This window comes from Methylobacterium sp. 001424705 (assembly GCF_059816145.1).
Map to the genome: position 1 here is coordinate 175,221 of NZ_JCBANU010000004.1, position 12,953 is coordinate 188,173.

At 72.9% G+C, this 12,953-nt stretch carries 15 protein-coding genes and 1 riboswitch; of the genes, 7 read left to right on the forward strand and 8 right to left on the reverse strand.

Annotation, left to right across the window (positions count from 1 at the left end):
* Positions 1–91: 91 nt before the first annotated feature.
* Both AC6EUL_RS05415 and AC6EUL_RS05420 read right to left on the reverse strand, forming a co-directional pair.
* Complete coding sequence (locus AC6EUL_RS05415) at positions 92–1,498, reverse strand: malonyl-CoA decarboxylase (protein WP_056352535.1); 1,407 nt, start codon at positions 1,496–1,498, stop codon at positions 92–94.
* Between the two features lie 152 nt (positions 1,499–1,650).
* On the reverse strand, positions 1,651–1,851 hold the full coding sequence (locus tag AC6EUL_RS05420; RefSeq protein WP_056214779.1) for a hypothetical protein: 201 nt from the start codon (positions 1,849–1,851) through the stop codon (positions 1,651–1,653).
* A 495-nt stretch (positions 1,852–2,346) separates the two neighbouring features.
* On the opposite strand from AC6EUL_RS05420, the gene AC6EUL_RS05425 reads away from it, so the two are divergent.
* Positions 2,347–3,537 carry an MFS transporter gene (locus AC6EUL_RS05425; RefSeq protein WP_499869262.1) on the forward strand — a complete coding sequence of 397 codons (1,191 nt, stop codon included), beginning with the start codon at positions 2,347–2,349 and terminating at the stop codon, positions 3,535–3,537.
* A gap of 7 nt (positions 3,538–3,544) precedes the next feature.
* Here the strand turns inward: AC6EUL_RS05425 and cobD are convergent, their stop codons facing one another.
* The gene (cobD, locus tag AC6EUL_RS05430; RefSeq protein ID WP_499869264.1) at positions 3,545–4,549 is read right to left on the reverse strand and encodes a threonine-phosphate decarboxylase CobD; all 1,005 of its coding nucleotides are present in this window, start codon (positions 4,547–4,549) and stop codon (positions 3,545–3,547) included.
* A 12-nt stretch (positions 4,550–4,561) separates the two neighbouring features.
* Here cobD and cbiB point away from each other — a divergent pair, with 12 nt between their 5' ends.
* Positions 4,562–5,563 carry an adenosylcobinamide-phosphate synthase CbiB gene (gene cbiB, locus AC6EUL_RS05435; RefSeq protein ID WP_056381583.1) on the forward strand — a complete coding sequence of 334 codons (1,002 nt, stop codon included), beginning with the start codon at positions 4,562–4,564 and terminating at the stop codon, positions 5,561–5,563.
* A complete protein-coding gene (locus AC6EUL_RS05440) occupies positions 5,560–6,702 on the forward strand; it encodes a DUF3616 domain-containing protein (protein WP_499869266.1) in 1,143 nt (380 codons plus the stop codon). The genes cbiB and AC6EUL_RS05440 overlap by 4 nt, the downstream gene beginning before the upstream one ends.
* Here AC6EUL_RS05440 and AC6EUL_RS05445 read toward each other — a convergent pair.
* From AC6EUL_RS05445 to cobU, 5 genes are all read right to left on the reverse strand, one after another.
* The gene (locus AC6EUL_RS05445) at positions 6,689–6,826 is read right to left on the reverse strand and encodes a hypothetical protein (protein ID WP_156389707.1); all 138 of its coding nucleotides are present in this window, start codon (positions 6,824–6,826) and stop codon (positions 6,689–6,691) included. The genes AC6EUL_RS05440 and AC6EUL_RS05445 overlap by 14 nt on opposite strands.
* Before the next feature lie 67 nt (positions 6,827–6,893).
* A complete protein-coding gene (locus tag AC6EUL_RS05450) occupies positions 6,894–8,348 on the reverse strand; it encodes a cobyric acid synthase (protein ID WP_499869268.1) in 1,455 nt (484 codons plus the stop codon).
* The gene (locus tag AC6EUL_RS05455) at positions 8,345–9,061 is read right to left on the reverse strand and encodes a hypothetical protein (RefSeq protein WP_499869270.1); all 717 of its coding nucleotides are present in this window, start codon (positions 9,059–9,061) and stop codon (positions 8,345–8,347) included. Before AC6EUL_RS05455 ends, AC6EUL_RS05450 begins: the two co-directional genes overlap by 4 nt.
* Complete coding sequence (gene cobO, locus AC6EUL_RS05460) at positions 9,061–9,660, reverse strand: cob(I)yrinic acid a,c-diamide adenosyltransferase (protein WP_056275327.1); 600 nt, start codon at positions 9,658–9,660, stop codon at positions 9,061–9,063. Before cobO ends, AC6EUL_RS05455 begins: the two co-directional genes overlap by 1 nt.
* On the reverse strand, positions 9,657–10,190 hold the full coding sequence (cobU, locus tag AC6EUL_RS05465; protein WP_499869272.1) for a bifunctional adenosylcobinamide kinase/adenosylcobinamide-phosphate guanylyltransferase: 534 nt from the start codon (positions 10,188–10,190) through the stop codon (positions 9,657–9,659). Before cobU ends, cobO begins: the two co-directional genes overlap by 4 nt.
* A gap of 85 nt (positions 10,191–10,275) precedes the next feature.
* Positions 10,276–10,468, forward strand: a riboswitch (cobalamin riboswitch).
* Between the two features lie 38 nt (positions 10,469–10,506).
* Between cobU and AC6EUL_RS05470 the strand changes: the two genes are divergently transcribed.
* The 4 genes from AC6EUL_RS05470 to cobW are packed head-to-tail and all read left to right on the forward strand — an operon-like array spanning position 10,507 to position 12,945.
* Positions 10,507–10,683 (forward strand): CbtB domain-containing protein, encoded by a 177-nt coding sequence (locus tag AC6EUL_RS05470; protein WP_055947494.1) that lies wholly within the window; start codon positions 10,507–10,509, stop codon positions 10,681–10,683.
* Positions 10,684–10,710: 27 nt separating this feature from the next.
* Positions 10,711–11,481, forward strand: a complete 771-nt coding sequence (locus tag AC6EUL_RS05475) for a CbtA family protein (RefSeq protein ID WP_499869274.1) — start codon at positions 10,711–10,713, stop codon at positions 11,479–11,481.
* A complete protein-coding gene (locus AC6EUL_RS05480; protein WP_244479857.1) occupies positions 11,474–11,914 on the forward strand; it encodes a DUF1636 family protein in 441 nt (146 codons plus the stop codon). The genes AC6EUL_RS05475 and AC6EUL_RS05480 overlap by 8 nt, the downstream gene beginning before the upstream one ends.
* Entirely contained in the window at positions 11,911–12,945 is a 1,035-nt protein-coding gene (gene cobW / locus AC6EUL_RS05485) for a cobalamin biosynthesis protein CobW (RefSeq protein ID WP_499869276.1), read from the forward strand. The genes AC6EUL_RS05480 and cobW overlap by 4 nt, the downstream gene beginning before the upstream one ends.
* Positions 12,946–12,953 lie beyond the last annotated feature (8 nt).

Below are 12,953 nucleotides of genomic sequence, written 5' to 3' on the forward strand. Positions count from 1 at the left end.
CTGTCGATCGTCGGTTTCCTACGATCTTCGGTTCGCTCCATCGAGGTGGCGGGAAATGCGATGTCGCCCGAGGGCGGCGTGGGTGGACGGCTCAGGCCTCGGCCAGGGCCACCGCCCGCATCGGCGGCAGGTTGCTCCGGAGCTCGCGGCTCACCGCGCTGGAGGCGGCGACAGTGCCGAGATTGGCATAGGTCTCGTGGTTCTTCTCGATGGCCGAGAGGTCGTAGAGATAGTTGACCATCAGGCCGCGCGATTGGGCGAGCCCCTTGGGGGAGACGTCACCGAGGAAGTTCAGCCGCTCCAGCCGGGCGCCGTTGCCGAGATGGAACCGGGCGACGGGGTCGAGGGGCCGCCCGCGCTCGTTCTTGGCGCGCAGGAAATAGGCGGCCGCCGCCGGGATCATCGCCTTGCGCACGGCCTCGCACTTGGCTTTGTCGGTCTGCCAGTCCGGTTCATCGATGATGCGCAGGGCCTCGACGTCGTCGCGGGTCAGCCCCTGCGGCGCGTCGGAGCGGCGCTCGCGGTCGAGCCAGGCGGAGAAGCCCGGGACCGGCGAGAGGGTGACGAAGGTCTTCAGGCTCGGGATCTCCCGGGCGAGGTCCTCGACCACCTGCTTGATCAGGAAGTTGCCGAAGGTGACGCCGGCCAGCCCCTTCTGGCAGTTCGAGATCGAGTAGAAGATCGCCGTGGTGGCGGCCTTCAGCGGCAGGGGTTCGCGCTCATGGGCCAGGATCGGCGCGATGGCGGGGGCGATGCCGGCGGTGAGCGCGACCTCGACGAAGATCAGCGGCTCGTCGACCAGGGCTGGATGGAAGAACGCGAAGCAGCGCCGATCCGTCGGCTCGATCCGCCGGCGCAAGTCGTCCCACCCGGTGATCTCGTGCACCGCCTCGTAGCGGATGATCTTCTCGAGGATGTGGGCCGGGGTCGTCCAGTCGATGTGGCGCAGGACCAGGAAGCCGCGGTTGAACCACGAGGCGAACAGGTGCTCGAAATCGCTGTCGAGGCTGTCGGCGGCGTCGATGAGGTCGGGGTCGGCCTCCTCCTGACGGAGCTCGCGGCGCAGCCCGAACAGGTCCTCGCGCATCCGCACCAGGGCGCGGGTCCCGTCCTTGGCGAGGTTCAGGCGGCGGATGAGTTCCTGGCTCCGCGGCTCGGCCGCATCGTGGAGAGCGCCCAGGGCCGCCCGGGTCGGATCGGCCCGGTAGGCCGCGATCGCCTCGTCCACGGCGGCATGGTCGGCGGCGAACTCGGTGGCGACGAGGCGCAGGAAACCGGTACGCTCGGGCCGGGCCAGGGTGGCGTAGCGTTCGAGGATCAGCCGGGCCAGGGCCACCCCGGAGGCCTCGCCGCGCCGGGAGATCAGATCCTCGCAGAGCTTGACCAGTTCCTGGGCGGTGGCACGGGCCGCCAGGTCACCCCGCCCGATGCCGATGAGATCCCGGCCCCGGTCGCTGATGGTCTGGAGCAGATCGCCGAAGAAAGAGATCGCCGCCATGGCACGCCGCCTGCCCCCTCACTGACGCCCGACCTGGGCGCACCGGCGGCCCCGCGCGTCGTGGGGTCCCGGCTTGGCCGCTACCTTAGGGCGGCTCCACGCGCAGGACCAGAGACCGTGGCCGTAAAGACGCGCAGGGCGGGGGCGCGGCCCTAATCCTGGCCGGAAGCCGGGGCGATCTCCGCCTGGTCCGCCCGCTCGCGCCAATCCACGACCCCGTGCTGGCGGGCGAAGCGCAGTTCGGCGGCGCGCAGCGCGCGCATCGGATCCCGGGCGCGGGTGATGTCCACCGAGCCGACCGTGAACGGCACACCCAGGATCTGCTTGGCAAAGTTGACGCGGTAGGTCGCCATTCGAAACTCCCTGGACGATGAGCGCGGCCTTGCAGGAGCGCCGACTTGACCTCCGCGAACGCCGCGACTCACCGGGGCCGATTTCAATCAGAGCGCAAGTTGCGCAGAATTCCAAGTGCAGGGTGCAGGAAGGAAAGCCGCAACACAGGTCGCCCATAACATACGGTATATGGGACGACTGAAATTCCGCGCACATACCCCGCGACGACGTGGCCGAGCGGGTGGCGGCAAGACAAAGCCTCGGTGCGCGAAAGAGTAGGGTCCAGGTCGGGCCGGACGATCAGGGGCGACGAAGACCGATTCCCATCCCTCGTCCGACCGTTCCGGGTTGCCGAAGCCAGTGCGCAGGCCTAACCGGGCAGCGGATGCCCCCGTCGGCGCCCGGATCCCATCGCGGCCCCGGCTCCGCCGCCCCCCCGAGATCCCGCGCATGACCCTCCAAGCCTGTCCGCCCCCCTGCCTGTCCGCGCGCGGAGTCGCCGGGGGCCGCCCCGCATGAGCGGCGGAGCGCAGGCCGATACGGGCGGACGCCACGGGTTCACGCCGCGGGCCCGGCTCGGGCTGACCCTGATCGCGGGCGGGGCCGTCGCCAACATCTACTACAACCAGCCCCTCCTCGGGCTCCTCGTCGGGGAGTTCGGCGAGCGTGCCGCCCTCTGGGTCCCGACCGCCTCCCTCGTCGGCTATGGGCTCGGCATCCTCGGCCTGGTGCCGCTGGGGGACAGCCTGTCCCGCCGGAGCCTGATCATCGGCCAGACCCTCGGCCTCGCCGTGGCGCTCCTGGCCGCGGCGCTGAGCCCGAACCTCGCCTGCCTGGCCCTGTCCAGCCTCGTCATCGGCATCCTCGCCTCGGCGGCGCAGCAGGCGGTGCCCTTCGCCGCCGAGCTGGCGCCGGACGCCACCCGCGGCAGCGTGGTGGGCCAGGTGATGACCGGCCTCCTCACCGGCATCCTGCTGGCGCGCACGGCCAGCGGCCTCGTGGGCGCGCAGTACGGCTGGCGGGCGGTGTTCTTCGCCGCGGCGGTCGTGGCGCTGGGGATGACCGGCATCGCCGCCGCCACGCTGCCGAAGATTCCGCAGACCCGGCCCCTGCGCTACCGCGCCCTGATGCTGTCGATCCTCCACCTCGTGCGCAGCCAGCCGGTGCTGCGCCGGTCGAGCCTGTCGCAGGGGCTGCTCTTCGCCAGCTTCAACGCCTTCTGGGCGACCCTGGCCCTGCTGGTCGAGGCGCCGCCCTTCAACCTGACGGCGGCCGGGGCGGGGATGTTCGGCGTCATCGGCGTCGCGGGCGCCTTCGTGGCCCCGCTCTCGGGCCGCTTCACGGACCGGCGCGGCCCGCGCCCGATGGTGGTGGCTGGCGCCCTCTTCGTGGTCGCGGCCTTCGCGGTGCTGTGGGCGGGCGGCGCCTGGTCCCTGATCGCGGTGGGCCTCGGGGTCCTCCTGATCGACATCGGCCTCAACGCCGCCCTCATCGCCAACCAGACCCGGGTCTACGCCCTCGTTCCGAGCGCCCGCGGGCGGATCAACACCGTGCTGTTCACGGTGATGTTCGTATTCGGGGCGTTCGGGGCCTTCGCCGGTTCCCAGGCCTTCCTCATGGCCGGCTGGTCCGGCGTCTGCGCCGTCGGCATCCTCCTGGCGGGCGCGGGCTTCCTCGTGAACGTGCTGGAGCCGAGGGGCGCCTGATCGTCCCTTACCGGAGGATCCGCGACAGCCGGCACCAGGCCGCCTTGTCCGGCGGCAAGCCGAAGCGTAGGCGCGCGGGGGTCCCGGCGAAGCGCCGGACATAGATCCCGGCCGCGCCGAGGCGGTCGAACAGGCCGGGCGCGTCGGGAAAGTCGGCGGTGCGGAACAGGCAAGTGCCGCCGATGGGCGTCCCGCCGGCCCGCAGGATCATCCGGTCGAGGCGCGCGGCATCCGCGGCCCGGGCGATGGCGGCCTCCCGCCGCCAGGGCGCGTCGGACAGGGCGGCGCGCCCGATGGCCAGCGCCGGGCCCGAGACCGCCCAGGGCCCGAGCGCCTCCGCGAGGGCGGCGGCGAGGCCCGGTTCGCCGAGGGCGAAGCCGAGCCGGATGCCGGCGAGACCATAGGTCTTTCCGAAAGAGCGCAGGACCACGAGGCCCGGGCCGAGGGAGGGCCCCAGGGTCTCGATCGGCTCCAGGTCGGCGAAGGCCTCGTCGACGACGAGCAGGCCCCCGCGGCCCGCCAGGTCGTTGGCGAGCGCCCGCAGCGTTCCGGCCTCCCAGGTCCGTCCGTCCGGATTGTTGGGGTTCACGACGACGACCACGTCCGTGTCCCGGGCCGCCCCGAGCCCCGGTACGGTCACGACGGCGTGGCCGGCCCGGGCCCAGGCGGCGGCGTGCTCGGCATAGGTGGGCCCCACCACGGCAACGCGGGCGCGTGTCACGAGGCGCGGCAGGGTCTCGATCAGGATCTGGGTTCCGGGCGCGGCGACGATCCGGTCCAGATCGGCCACCCCGTAGGCGTCGGCGGCGGCCGCGCGCAGGGCGCCGAGGTCGGCGGCCGAAGGCAGGCGCCGGAAGGCGCTGGCGTCGAGGGCCAGACACGGATAGGGCACCGGATTGATCCCCGTGGAGAGATCCAGCCAGGGCTCGAGCGCTTGCGGGAAGAGGCGTCGAGCGGCATCGAGATCGCCGCCATGGGCGATTCCGTCACCCATCCCCGGGCCGCGCGCCATCACCGAGACCGCATGTCCTGGACCGCCCTCACCCATCCGCCCGATACGCTCATCGTCCTAGTGCTCGCCCTCGCCGTCGAGGCGACAGCCGGCTATCCGGACCGGCTCTACAGGGCGCTCGGCCATCCTGTCACCTGGATCGGCGCGCTGATCGCGACCCTCGACCGCCACTGGAACCGGGGGGCGCCGGTTCGCCGCCGGCTCGCGGGCGTGGCCGGGCTCCTCGTGCTTCTGGGGGTCGTCGGCAGCCTCGCCCTGGCCCTCACCGCCCTGGCCGGCGCCGCCGGCCTCCTGCCCGCGCTCCTCGTCCTCGCCCTGCTGGCGGCGAGCCTGCCGGCCCAGCGCAGTCTGCACAGCCACGTCGCCCGCGTGGCGGCCGATCTGCGGTGCGAGGGCCTCGCGGGCGGACGCCGCGCGGTGTCGATGATCGTCGGGCGCGATCCCGAGACCCTGGACGAGGCCGGCATCTGCCGGGCGGCCATCGAGAGCCTCTCCGAGAACTTCTCCGACGGCATCGTGGCGCCGGCCTTCTGGATCGGGGTCGGCGGCCTGCCCGGCGGCGCGCTCTACAAGGCGATCAACACCGCCGACAGCATGATCGGCCACCGCACCCCGCGCCACGAGGCCTACGGCTGGGCCGCCGCCCGCCTCGACGATCTCGTGAACCTTCCGGCCTCGCGGCTGACCGCCCTGCTCCTCGTCGCGGCCGCGGCCGTCCATGCCGGCGCTTCGCCCGGCCAAGCCTGGCGGGCGGTGCGGCGGGATGCCGGCCGCCACCGCTCGCCCAATGCCGGCTGGCCGGAGGCCGCCATGGCGGGGGCTCTCGGCTTGGCGCTCGCCGGCCCCCGAACCTACGGCACCACCCGCGTCGCGGATGGCTGGATGGGCGACGGGCGCACGGAGGCGACCCCGGCCGACGTGGAACGGGCGCTTGCGCTCTACCGCACGGCGTGCGGATTCCTGTTCGGGCTCGCCCTCCTCCTCCTGGTCCTCCTCAAGGTCGCCCTCGCATGATCCGGTCGAAGACGACACGCCTCGGGCGACGGGGAGCCCTGGCGCTGGCCGCCCTCGGCCTCGCCGCTCCGACCCCCGGCCGCACCGCCGAGGGCCTGCCGACGCCCTACACCGTCACCCGCGATTTCGACGGCGAGACGAAGGGCGACGGGGCCTACGACCTCAGCGGCATGGCCTGCCGCCCGACCGACGCGGACGGCAGCCGCCTCTGTGTCGTGGTCAACGACGAGAACCGCGGCGCGCAGTTCGCCCGCCTCGCCGGGACCACGCTGACGCCCGGCGCCACCGCCTACGACCTCGGCACGGCGCCCTCGCCGGCCATCCGGGGCACGCCCCCCGCGCAGTCCCGATGCAGCGGCGGTCCGGGCAGGTTCGATCAGCTCGACGGCGAGGCCGTGGCCTATGCCGAGCCCTTCTTCTACGTCACCGGGTCGCACGGCTGCACCCGGGGCAAGCGCAAGTACAAACTGTCGTCGATGATCCTCACGCGCCTGCGGCCGAACGCCGACGGCACCGCCGCCGCGGAGACGGTGAGCACCTACCGCCTGTTCGACGCCCTGATGGCCTCCGCGCCCGTACGCGACTCCGTGCTGCGCGACCTGGAATTCGATTGGAACGCCTTGCCGCCGGAGGGCACGCCGCAGCCGAACGGCCTGAACGTCGAAGGGCTCGCGGTCGTGGGCGGGCGCCTCTACGCGGGCCTGCGGGCACCGAGCCTCGCGGGCAAGGCCTTCCTCGTCTCCGTACCGGTCGAGGCGCTGTTCGCGGATGGAAACGCCGCCCTGTCGGCCGAAATCGGCACGATCCCCCTGGAGGCCGGACCCGATGCGGGCGTCCGCGACCTCACGATCCTGCCCGACGGACGGATGCTGGTGCTCACGGGCTCGTCCCGCAACGGCCTGCCCGTTCCCTTTCGGCTGTCCCTCGTCGACCTGCCCTCCGGCGCCCTGACCCCCGTCGCCACCCTCGCGCCGGTCCGCGGCGAGAACCAGAAGGGCAAGGTCATCGACGGCAAGGCCGAGGCCGTGGTCCCGCTCGGATCGGGCCGGGTCCTCGTCCTGTTCGACAGCCTTCGGAACGGGGCGCCGCACGCCTACGCGGTGCCGATCCCGGAGAGGGGCGCGCCTACGCCCCCCTGAGGCTCGGGCCGGCTTCCGCCGCGCCCCGGCGCGCGGCGTCGCGGCGGAGCGCCGAGAGCACGACGAACATCAGGCTCGCGCCGAGGCCGAGGCAGGGGTCGATCCGGGGCGGGGACGGGATCATGGAGGCTTCCTCGCCGCACCCGTCGTGAGGCAGGCGTTCCGGCGCCAAGCCTAAAACCGTCGGGACGCTACGAGGCCAGGGCGAGCAGCGCGTCGCAGGCGACATGCCCCTCGCAATGATCCGCGAGCCGGTCGAGTACCGCCTCGATGCCGGCCTCGTAGGCCAGCCCGCTCGGAGCCGCCCCCAGGCGGCCGAGCCAGGCGCCCCGCTGGCGGTCGTCGGCGAACAGGCCGTGCACGTAGGTGCCGGTGACGCGGCCGTCGGCCGAGACCGCGCCGTCGAGGCGCCCGTCCGCGAGCCGGATTGCCGGACGCGCGGTGTCCGGCCCGGTGGTGTCGCCCACATGCATCTCGTAGCCCGAGAACGGCACGCCGTCCGGCTGGCTCGTGCCGGTCACGGCGGCCAGATGCTTCACCGGCGTCATCACGGTCTCGACGTCGAGGAGCCCGAGACCCGGCACGGAGCGGGGCGCACCCTCGATGCCGTGCGGGTCGTCGATGCGCCGGCCGAGCATCTGGTAGCCGCCGCAAAGCCCGAGCACCCGCCCGCCGCGCCGGACATGGGCGCGCAGGTCGATGTCCCAGCCCTCCGCGCGAAAGGCGTCGAGGTCGTCGATGGTGGTCTTCGAGCCCGGCAGGAGCACGAGGTCGGCCACCGGGATCGGCTCGCCCGGGCGCACCAGCACCACCGCCACGTCGGGCTCGGCCCGAAGCGGGTCGAGGTCGTCGAAATTGGCGATGCGCGGCAGCACCGGCACGGCAACGACCCTGCGCCGGGCCGATCCGGTGTCCGAGCCCGCGAGGCCGAGGGCGTCCTCCGCCGGCAGGCGCGCCGCGTCGGGAAAGTGCGGGATCAGCCCGAAGCTCGGCCAGCCGGTCGCCTGCGCGATGGTGGCCATGCCGTCGGCGAACAGGCTGGGATCGCCGCGGAAGCGGTTGACGAGGAAGCCCCGGATCATCGCGGCGTCCTCCGGGTCGATCACCGCCTTGGTGCCCACGAGGCTGGCGATGACGCCGCCCCGGTCGATGTCGCCGAGCAGGATCACCGGCGTGCCGGTGGCGCGGGCGAATCCCATATTCGCGATGTCGCCGGCCCGCAGGTTGACCTCGGACGCCGAGCCCGCCCCCTCCACCACCACGAGGTCGGCTTGCGCCTTCAGGTACGAGAAGCTCTCCAGCACGGAGGCGAGGAGACGCGGCTTCCAGGCCTGATAGTCCCGCGCCCTGGCGGTGCCGACCATGCGGCCCTGGACCACGACCTGGCTGCCGGTCTCGCTCTGGGGCTTCAGCAGCACCGGGTTCATGTGCACCGAGAGCGCCACCCCCGCCGCCCGCGCCTGCAACGCCTGGGCCCGCCCGATCTCGCCGCCATCGGCGGTGACGGCGGCATTGTTCGACATGTTCTGCGGCTTGAAGGGCCGCACGGCGAGCCCGCGCCGCGCGAAGACCCGGCACAGCCCGGCCACGATCAGCGACTTGCCGACATCCGAGCCGGTGCCCTGGATCATGAGGGCGCGGGTCATGGCTGCGGCCCGTCCGACGGGGATGCGGCGCAGGCCGGATCGGCGGGCCGCGCGGCGCGACGAAAGGCCAGGATGGCGGCCCCGTAGGTTTCGACCACCTCCGAGAACGGCACGCGCTCCGCCGTGAACAGCACGGCCCGGTGCCGGAACAGATGGTCGGGAATCGCGAGGTCGCCGCAGGTCGACGCCGGGGGCGGCGCCTGCTCCCACCCTTGCGGCAGGGGCTGCCACAGGAGTTCCGCCCCGATGGTCTGCCGCGTCGTGCCGAGGGCCTGGACCGCCCGGCCGAACGGCGTGTCGGTGGTCTCGAGCAGGCGGTTCATCTCCGGGGTCAGGCGCTCGGGCACGTACCAGTTGTCCGCCTCCGACAGGACGTGGTCGCCGCAGGCGAGCCGCACCTGACGGTAGCGGAGGACGGTGTCGGAGCCGGCATTCAGGCGCCGGCGCGTCTCCTCCGAGGCGGGCTTGTCCGCGCCGCGCTGCAGATTCGCCGCGAGCAGGGGCGTCGCGGCCATGCCGTGCTCGGCGCACCAGCCTTCGAGGGTCGCGGTGGCGGAGCGGCTGGCGAGCAGCCGGGCGTTCAGGCCCTCCACCACCGCCAGGGCCTCGACGCGGCCGAGATAGCTGGCCGGCCAGGCCGGCGCGGTTTCAGCGCAGGCCGGATGGATGCCCGACAGGACAAGGAGCCCGACCGGGCCGAGGACGAAGCGCATCAGAATTCGATGCCCACCTGCGCCTTCACCCCGGCGGCGAAGTGATGCTTCACGACCGCCATCTCGGTGACGAGGTCGGCGGCCTCGATCAGGGCCGGCTTGGCGTTGCGGCCGGTGACCACGACGTGGAGGTCCGGTCGGCGCGCCCGGAAGGCCGCCACCACGGCCTCGAGATCCAAGTAGTCGTAGCGCAGGGCGATGTTGAGCTCGTCCAGCACCACGAGGCGGATCGTCGGATCGGCCATGAGGTCGAGGGCCTTGGCCCAGGCGTGCTCGGCGGCGGCGATGTCGCGGGCCTTGTCCTGGGTTTCCCAGGTGAAGCCCTCGCCGAGGGTGTGCCAGTCGATCCGGTCGCCGAAGGCCGTGAGGGCGTGCTTCTCGCCGGTGTCCCAGGCACCCTTGATAAACTGCACCACGCCGACGCGCCAGCCGTGGCCCAGCGCCCGCAGCATCAGCCCGAGGGCCGCCGTGGTCTTGCCCTTCCCCGGCCCGGTGTTGACGATGAGGAGCCCCTTCTCGATCGTCTTCTCCGCCACCTCGGCATCCTGGACGGCCTTGCGCTTCTCCATCTTTTCGCGATGGCGGTCGGCGTCGGTCATGGGGTGGCTCCGGGTTGGGGTTTCACGATCAGGGGCAGGCCCGCCACCGTGAGGACGACGCGGTCCGCCTGGGCCGCGAGGCGCTGGTGCAGGCGCCCCGCCGCATCGCGGAAACGGCGGGCCAGCGCGTTGTCCGGCACGATCCCGAGGCCGACCTCGTTGCCCACCAGGACAACCAGGCCGGGGGCCGCCGCGCAGGCCGCGAGCAGCGCGGCGGTGGCGGCGTCCACGTCGGCCTCCGCCAGGATCAGGTTGGTGAGCCAGAGGGTGAGGCAATCGACCAGCACCGGCCCGGTCGCGGCGGCGACCGCCTCGGGCAGGGCGAGCGGCACGTCCTGCGTGATCCAGCCGTCCGGGCGGCGGGCGCGGTGGAGCGCGATGCGCTCGCGCATCTCGTCGTCCCAGGCCTGGGCGGTGGCGAGGTAGAGCCAGGGCCGAGGCTGCGCCTCGATCAGCCCCTCGGCATGGGCGCTCTTGCCGGAGCGCGCGCCGCCGAGCACGAGGGTCAGTCTGGGTGGAGGATGCGGCATGCGGCCTGCTGTGCCCGAAATCGAGGTCCCGGGTCAAAGGCGGGAATCCGATCCGGGCCGCGTTGTCAGCGGATCGGCAACCGCGTAGAAGCGTGGATCGGACGGTGCCCCGGCGACGGGGTGAAAAGGGAATGCGGTGAGGGGGCGACCTCGAAACCGCAGCTGCCCCCGCAACTGTGAGCGGAGACGGGACTGCCATCAGCCACTGGAGCGATCCGGGAAGGCGGCAGGACCAGCGACCCGCGAGCCAGGAGACCTGCCGTCCTCCCGCTCGATGCTTGACGGCCGCCGGCGGGGCGGCCAGGAGATGAACCCGATGTCGACCAACACCCTCGTCCTGACCGGCACCCGCACCAACGAGCGCCTCGGCGCCGTGCTCGTGGCCGCCTTCCTTGGCCTCGGCCTCGTATTCATGGCAGGCTTCGCCCCCGCGATGGCGCTGCACAACGCGGCGCACGACTTCCGCCACAGCCAGAACTTCCCCTGCCACTGAGCGTCTCCGCTTAAGGCAGACAATCCCATGATCATCCGGCTCGTGTCGGCGGCCCTGGTCGCCGGCTTCCTCGCGGCCGTCGTCGCGACGGGCCTGCAGCTCGCACTCACCTCGCCGCTCATCATCGCGGCCGAGCGCTACGAGACGCAGGCCTCCGCCGCCCCCGTTCGGCCGACCCCCGCCTCGCTGATCGTCCGCGTCCATGGCGGTCACGATCACGGCACCAAGGATCCCTCGGTGGCGGGCGGCGAGGTCGCGCCCGACTGGCAGCCTGGCCCCGGCCTGCCGCGCATGGCCTTCACCGCGCTCGCCACCCTGGTGGGCGGCGTCGGCTACGCGTTCCTGCTCGGTGCCGTGCTCCTGGCCTGCAACCGCGAGCCCAACCCCGAGACCGGCCTGCGCTTCGCCATCGGCGGCTTCCTCGCGGTGGCGCTGGCCCCCGCCCTCGGCCTCGCGCCGGAACTCCCCGGAATGGAGGCCGCGCCGCTGGCCGACCGCCAGTTCTGGTGGGTGATGACCGCCGCGGCCACCGCCATGGGGCTCTACCTTATCGCGATCCGGCGGGCGCCGATCACCATCGCGGGCGGCATCGTGCTCCTCGTCGCGCCCCATCTCGCGGGTGCGCCGGAGGCGAGCCACGCCGCCTCGAACCTGCCGGCCTCCTACGCCGCGCAGTTCGCGGCGCGCTCGCTGGGCATCGCCTTCGTGTTCTGGGCGGTGATCGGGTTGGCCTATGGCTGGGCCTGGGGGCTGTTCGGCAAGACCCGGCCGACCCACGCGCGGCCGACCCATGCCTGACCACATGCCCGACCCGCGGCCTGACACGGACCACGCCGCCGTCACCCTCTACGTCTGCGCCACCTGCCGGACGGCCGGCGACGCCTCGGAGCCGCGGGCGGGCGCCCGCCTGCTCGCCGCGCTTCAGGACGCCGTGAGCGCCGGCGGCCACCCGGGCATCACGGTCGAGAGCGTCGAATGCCTCTCGGTTTGCAAGCGCCCCTGCACGGTGGCGGTGGCCTCGCAAGGCCGCTGGACCTACGTCTACGGCGATCTCGACCCGGTCGCGTCGGCCGGCACCATCCTGGACGGCGTGGCGCTCTATGCCGAGACGCCGGACGGCATCGTGCCGTGGAAGGCCCGGCCGCAGGAATTCCGCAAGGGCGTCGTCGCCCGCCTTCCCCCATTCCCGCCGCCCGTCGCGGCGCCCCCCCTTCCGGACGCCGCCGAATGACCCTCGTCGCCAAGATCCCCTGCACCATCGTCACGGGCTTCCTCGGGGCCGGCAAGACCACCCTGGTGCGCCACCTCGTGGAGAATGCGAACGGCCGGCGCCTCGCCATCATCGTCAACGAGTTCGGCGACATCGGCTTCGACGGCTCGTTCCTGGCCGCCTGCGGCATCGAGGGCTGCGGCGACGAGGACATCGTCGAGCTCGCCAACGGCTGCATCTGCTGCACCGTGGCCGACGATTTCGTGCCGGCCCTGAACAAGCTCCTCGACCGGGCCGATCCGCCCGAGCACATCCTGATCGAGACCTCGGGCCTCGCCCTGCCCAAACCCCTGGTCCAGGCCTTCCAGTGGCCGGCGATCCGCTCGCGGGTGACGGTGGACGGCGTGGTCGCGGTCATCGACGGCCCGGCCGTGGCCGCCGGCTTCTTCGCCGACGATCCGGCGGCGCTCGCCGCCCAGCGCGCGGACGACGCCAGCGTCGACCACGACAATCCCCTCGAGGAGGTGTTCGAGGACCAGCTCCTCTGCGCCGACCTCGTGGTGATGAACAAGGCCGACCTCCTCGACGAGGCCGGGCGCGCCAAGGTCCGGGCCGAGGTCACCGAACACCTGCCCCGCGCGGTGAAGATGGTGGAGGCCGAGCACGGCCGCCTCGACCCGCGCGTGATCCTGGGGATCCAGGCGGCGGCCGAGGACGACCTCGACGCGCGTCCGTCCCACCACGGCGAGGGCGAGGACCACGACCACGACGACTTCGATTCGGTGGCGCTGCCGGTGGCGGCCACGGCCTCGGCCGAGGACCTGGCCATCCGCGTCGCCCGCGCCGCCGAGACGGAGGGCGTGCTGCGCATCAAGGGCTTCGCCGAGGTTACCGGCAAGCCGATGCGCCTCGTGGTCCAGGGCGTCGGTGCCCGCATCGCCCACCATTACGACCGCCCCTGGAAGTCCGGCGAGCCCCGCGACGGCCGCCTCGTGGTGATCGGCCTCAAGGGGTTCGACCAGGCCGCCGTCGCCGCCGCCTTGGCGGGATAAGCGCCCGC

Coding starts and splice junctions, on each gene's coding strand:
- cbiB (WP_056381583.1), top strand. CDS start 4,562: ATGTCCTGGACCGCCCTCACCCATCCGCCCGATACGCTCATCGTCCTA.
- cobO (WP_056275327.1), bottom strand. CDS start 9,660: ATGACCGACGCCGACCGCCATCGCGAAAAGATGGAGAAGCGCAAGGCC.
- AC6EUL_RS05450 (WP_499869268.1), bottom strand. CDS start 8,348: ATGACCCGCGCCCTCATGATCCAGGGCACCGGCTCGGATGTCGGCAAG.
- AC6EUL_RS05445 (WP_156389707.1), bottom strand. CDS start 6,826: ATGATCCCGTCCCCGCCCCGGATCGACCCCTGCCTCGGCCTCGGCGCG.
- AC6EUL_RS05470 (WP_055947494.1), top strand. CDS start 10,507: ATGTCGACCAACACCCTCGTCCTGACCGGCACCCGCACCAACGAGCGC.
- AC6EUL_RS05475 (WP_499869274.1), top strand. CDS start 10,711: ATGATCATCCGGCTCGTGTCGGCGGCCCTGGTCGCCGGCTTCCTCGCG.
- cobD (WP_499869264.1), bottom strand. CDS start 4,549: ATGGCGCGCGGCCCGGGGATGGGTGACGGAATCGCCCATGGCGGCGAT.
- cobW (WP_499869276.1), top strand. CDS start 11,911: ATGACCCTCGTCGCCAAGATCCCCTGCACCATCGTCACGGGCTTCCTC.
- AC6EUL_RS05440 (WP_499869266.1), top strand. CDS start 5,560: ATGATCCGGTCGAAGACGACACGCCTCGGGCGACGGGGAGCCCTGGCG.
- AC6EUL_RS05455 (WP_499869270.1), bottom strand. CDS start 9,061: ATGCGCTTCGTCCTCGGCCCGGTCGGGCTCCTTGTCCTGTCGGGCATC.
- AC6EUL_RS05415 (WP_056352535.1), bottom strand. CDS start 1,498: ATGGCGGCGATCTCTTTCTTCGGCGATCTGCTCCAGACCATCAGCGAC.
- AC6EUL_RS05420 (WP_056214779.1), bottom strand. CDS start 1,851: ATGGCGACCTACCGCGTCAACTTTGCCAAGCAGATCCTGGGTGTGCCG.
- cobU (WP_499869272.1), bottom strand. CDS start 10,190: ATGCCGCATCCTCCACCCAGACTGACCCTCGTGCTCGGCGGCGCGCGC.
- AC6EUL_RS05480 (WP_244479857.1), top strand. CDS start 11,474: ATGCCTGACCACATGCCCGACCCGCGGCCTGACACGGACCACGCCGCC.
- AC6EUL_RS05425 (WP_499869262.1), top strand. CDS start 2,347: ATGAGCGGCGGAGCGCAGGCCGATACGGGCGGACGCCACGGGTTCACG.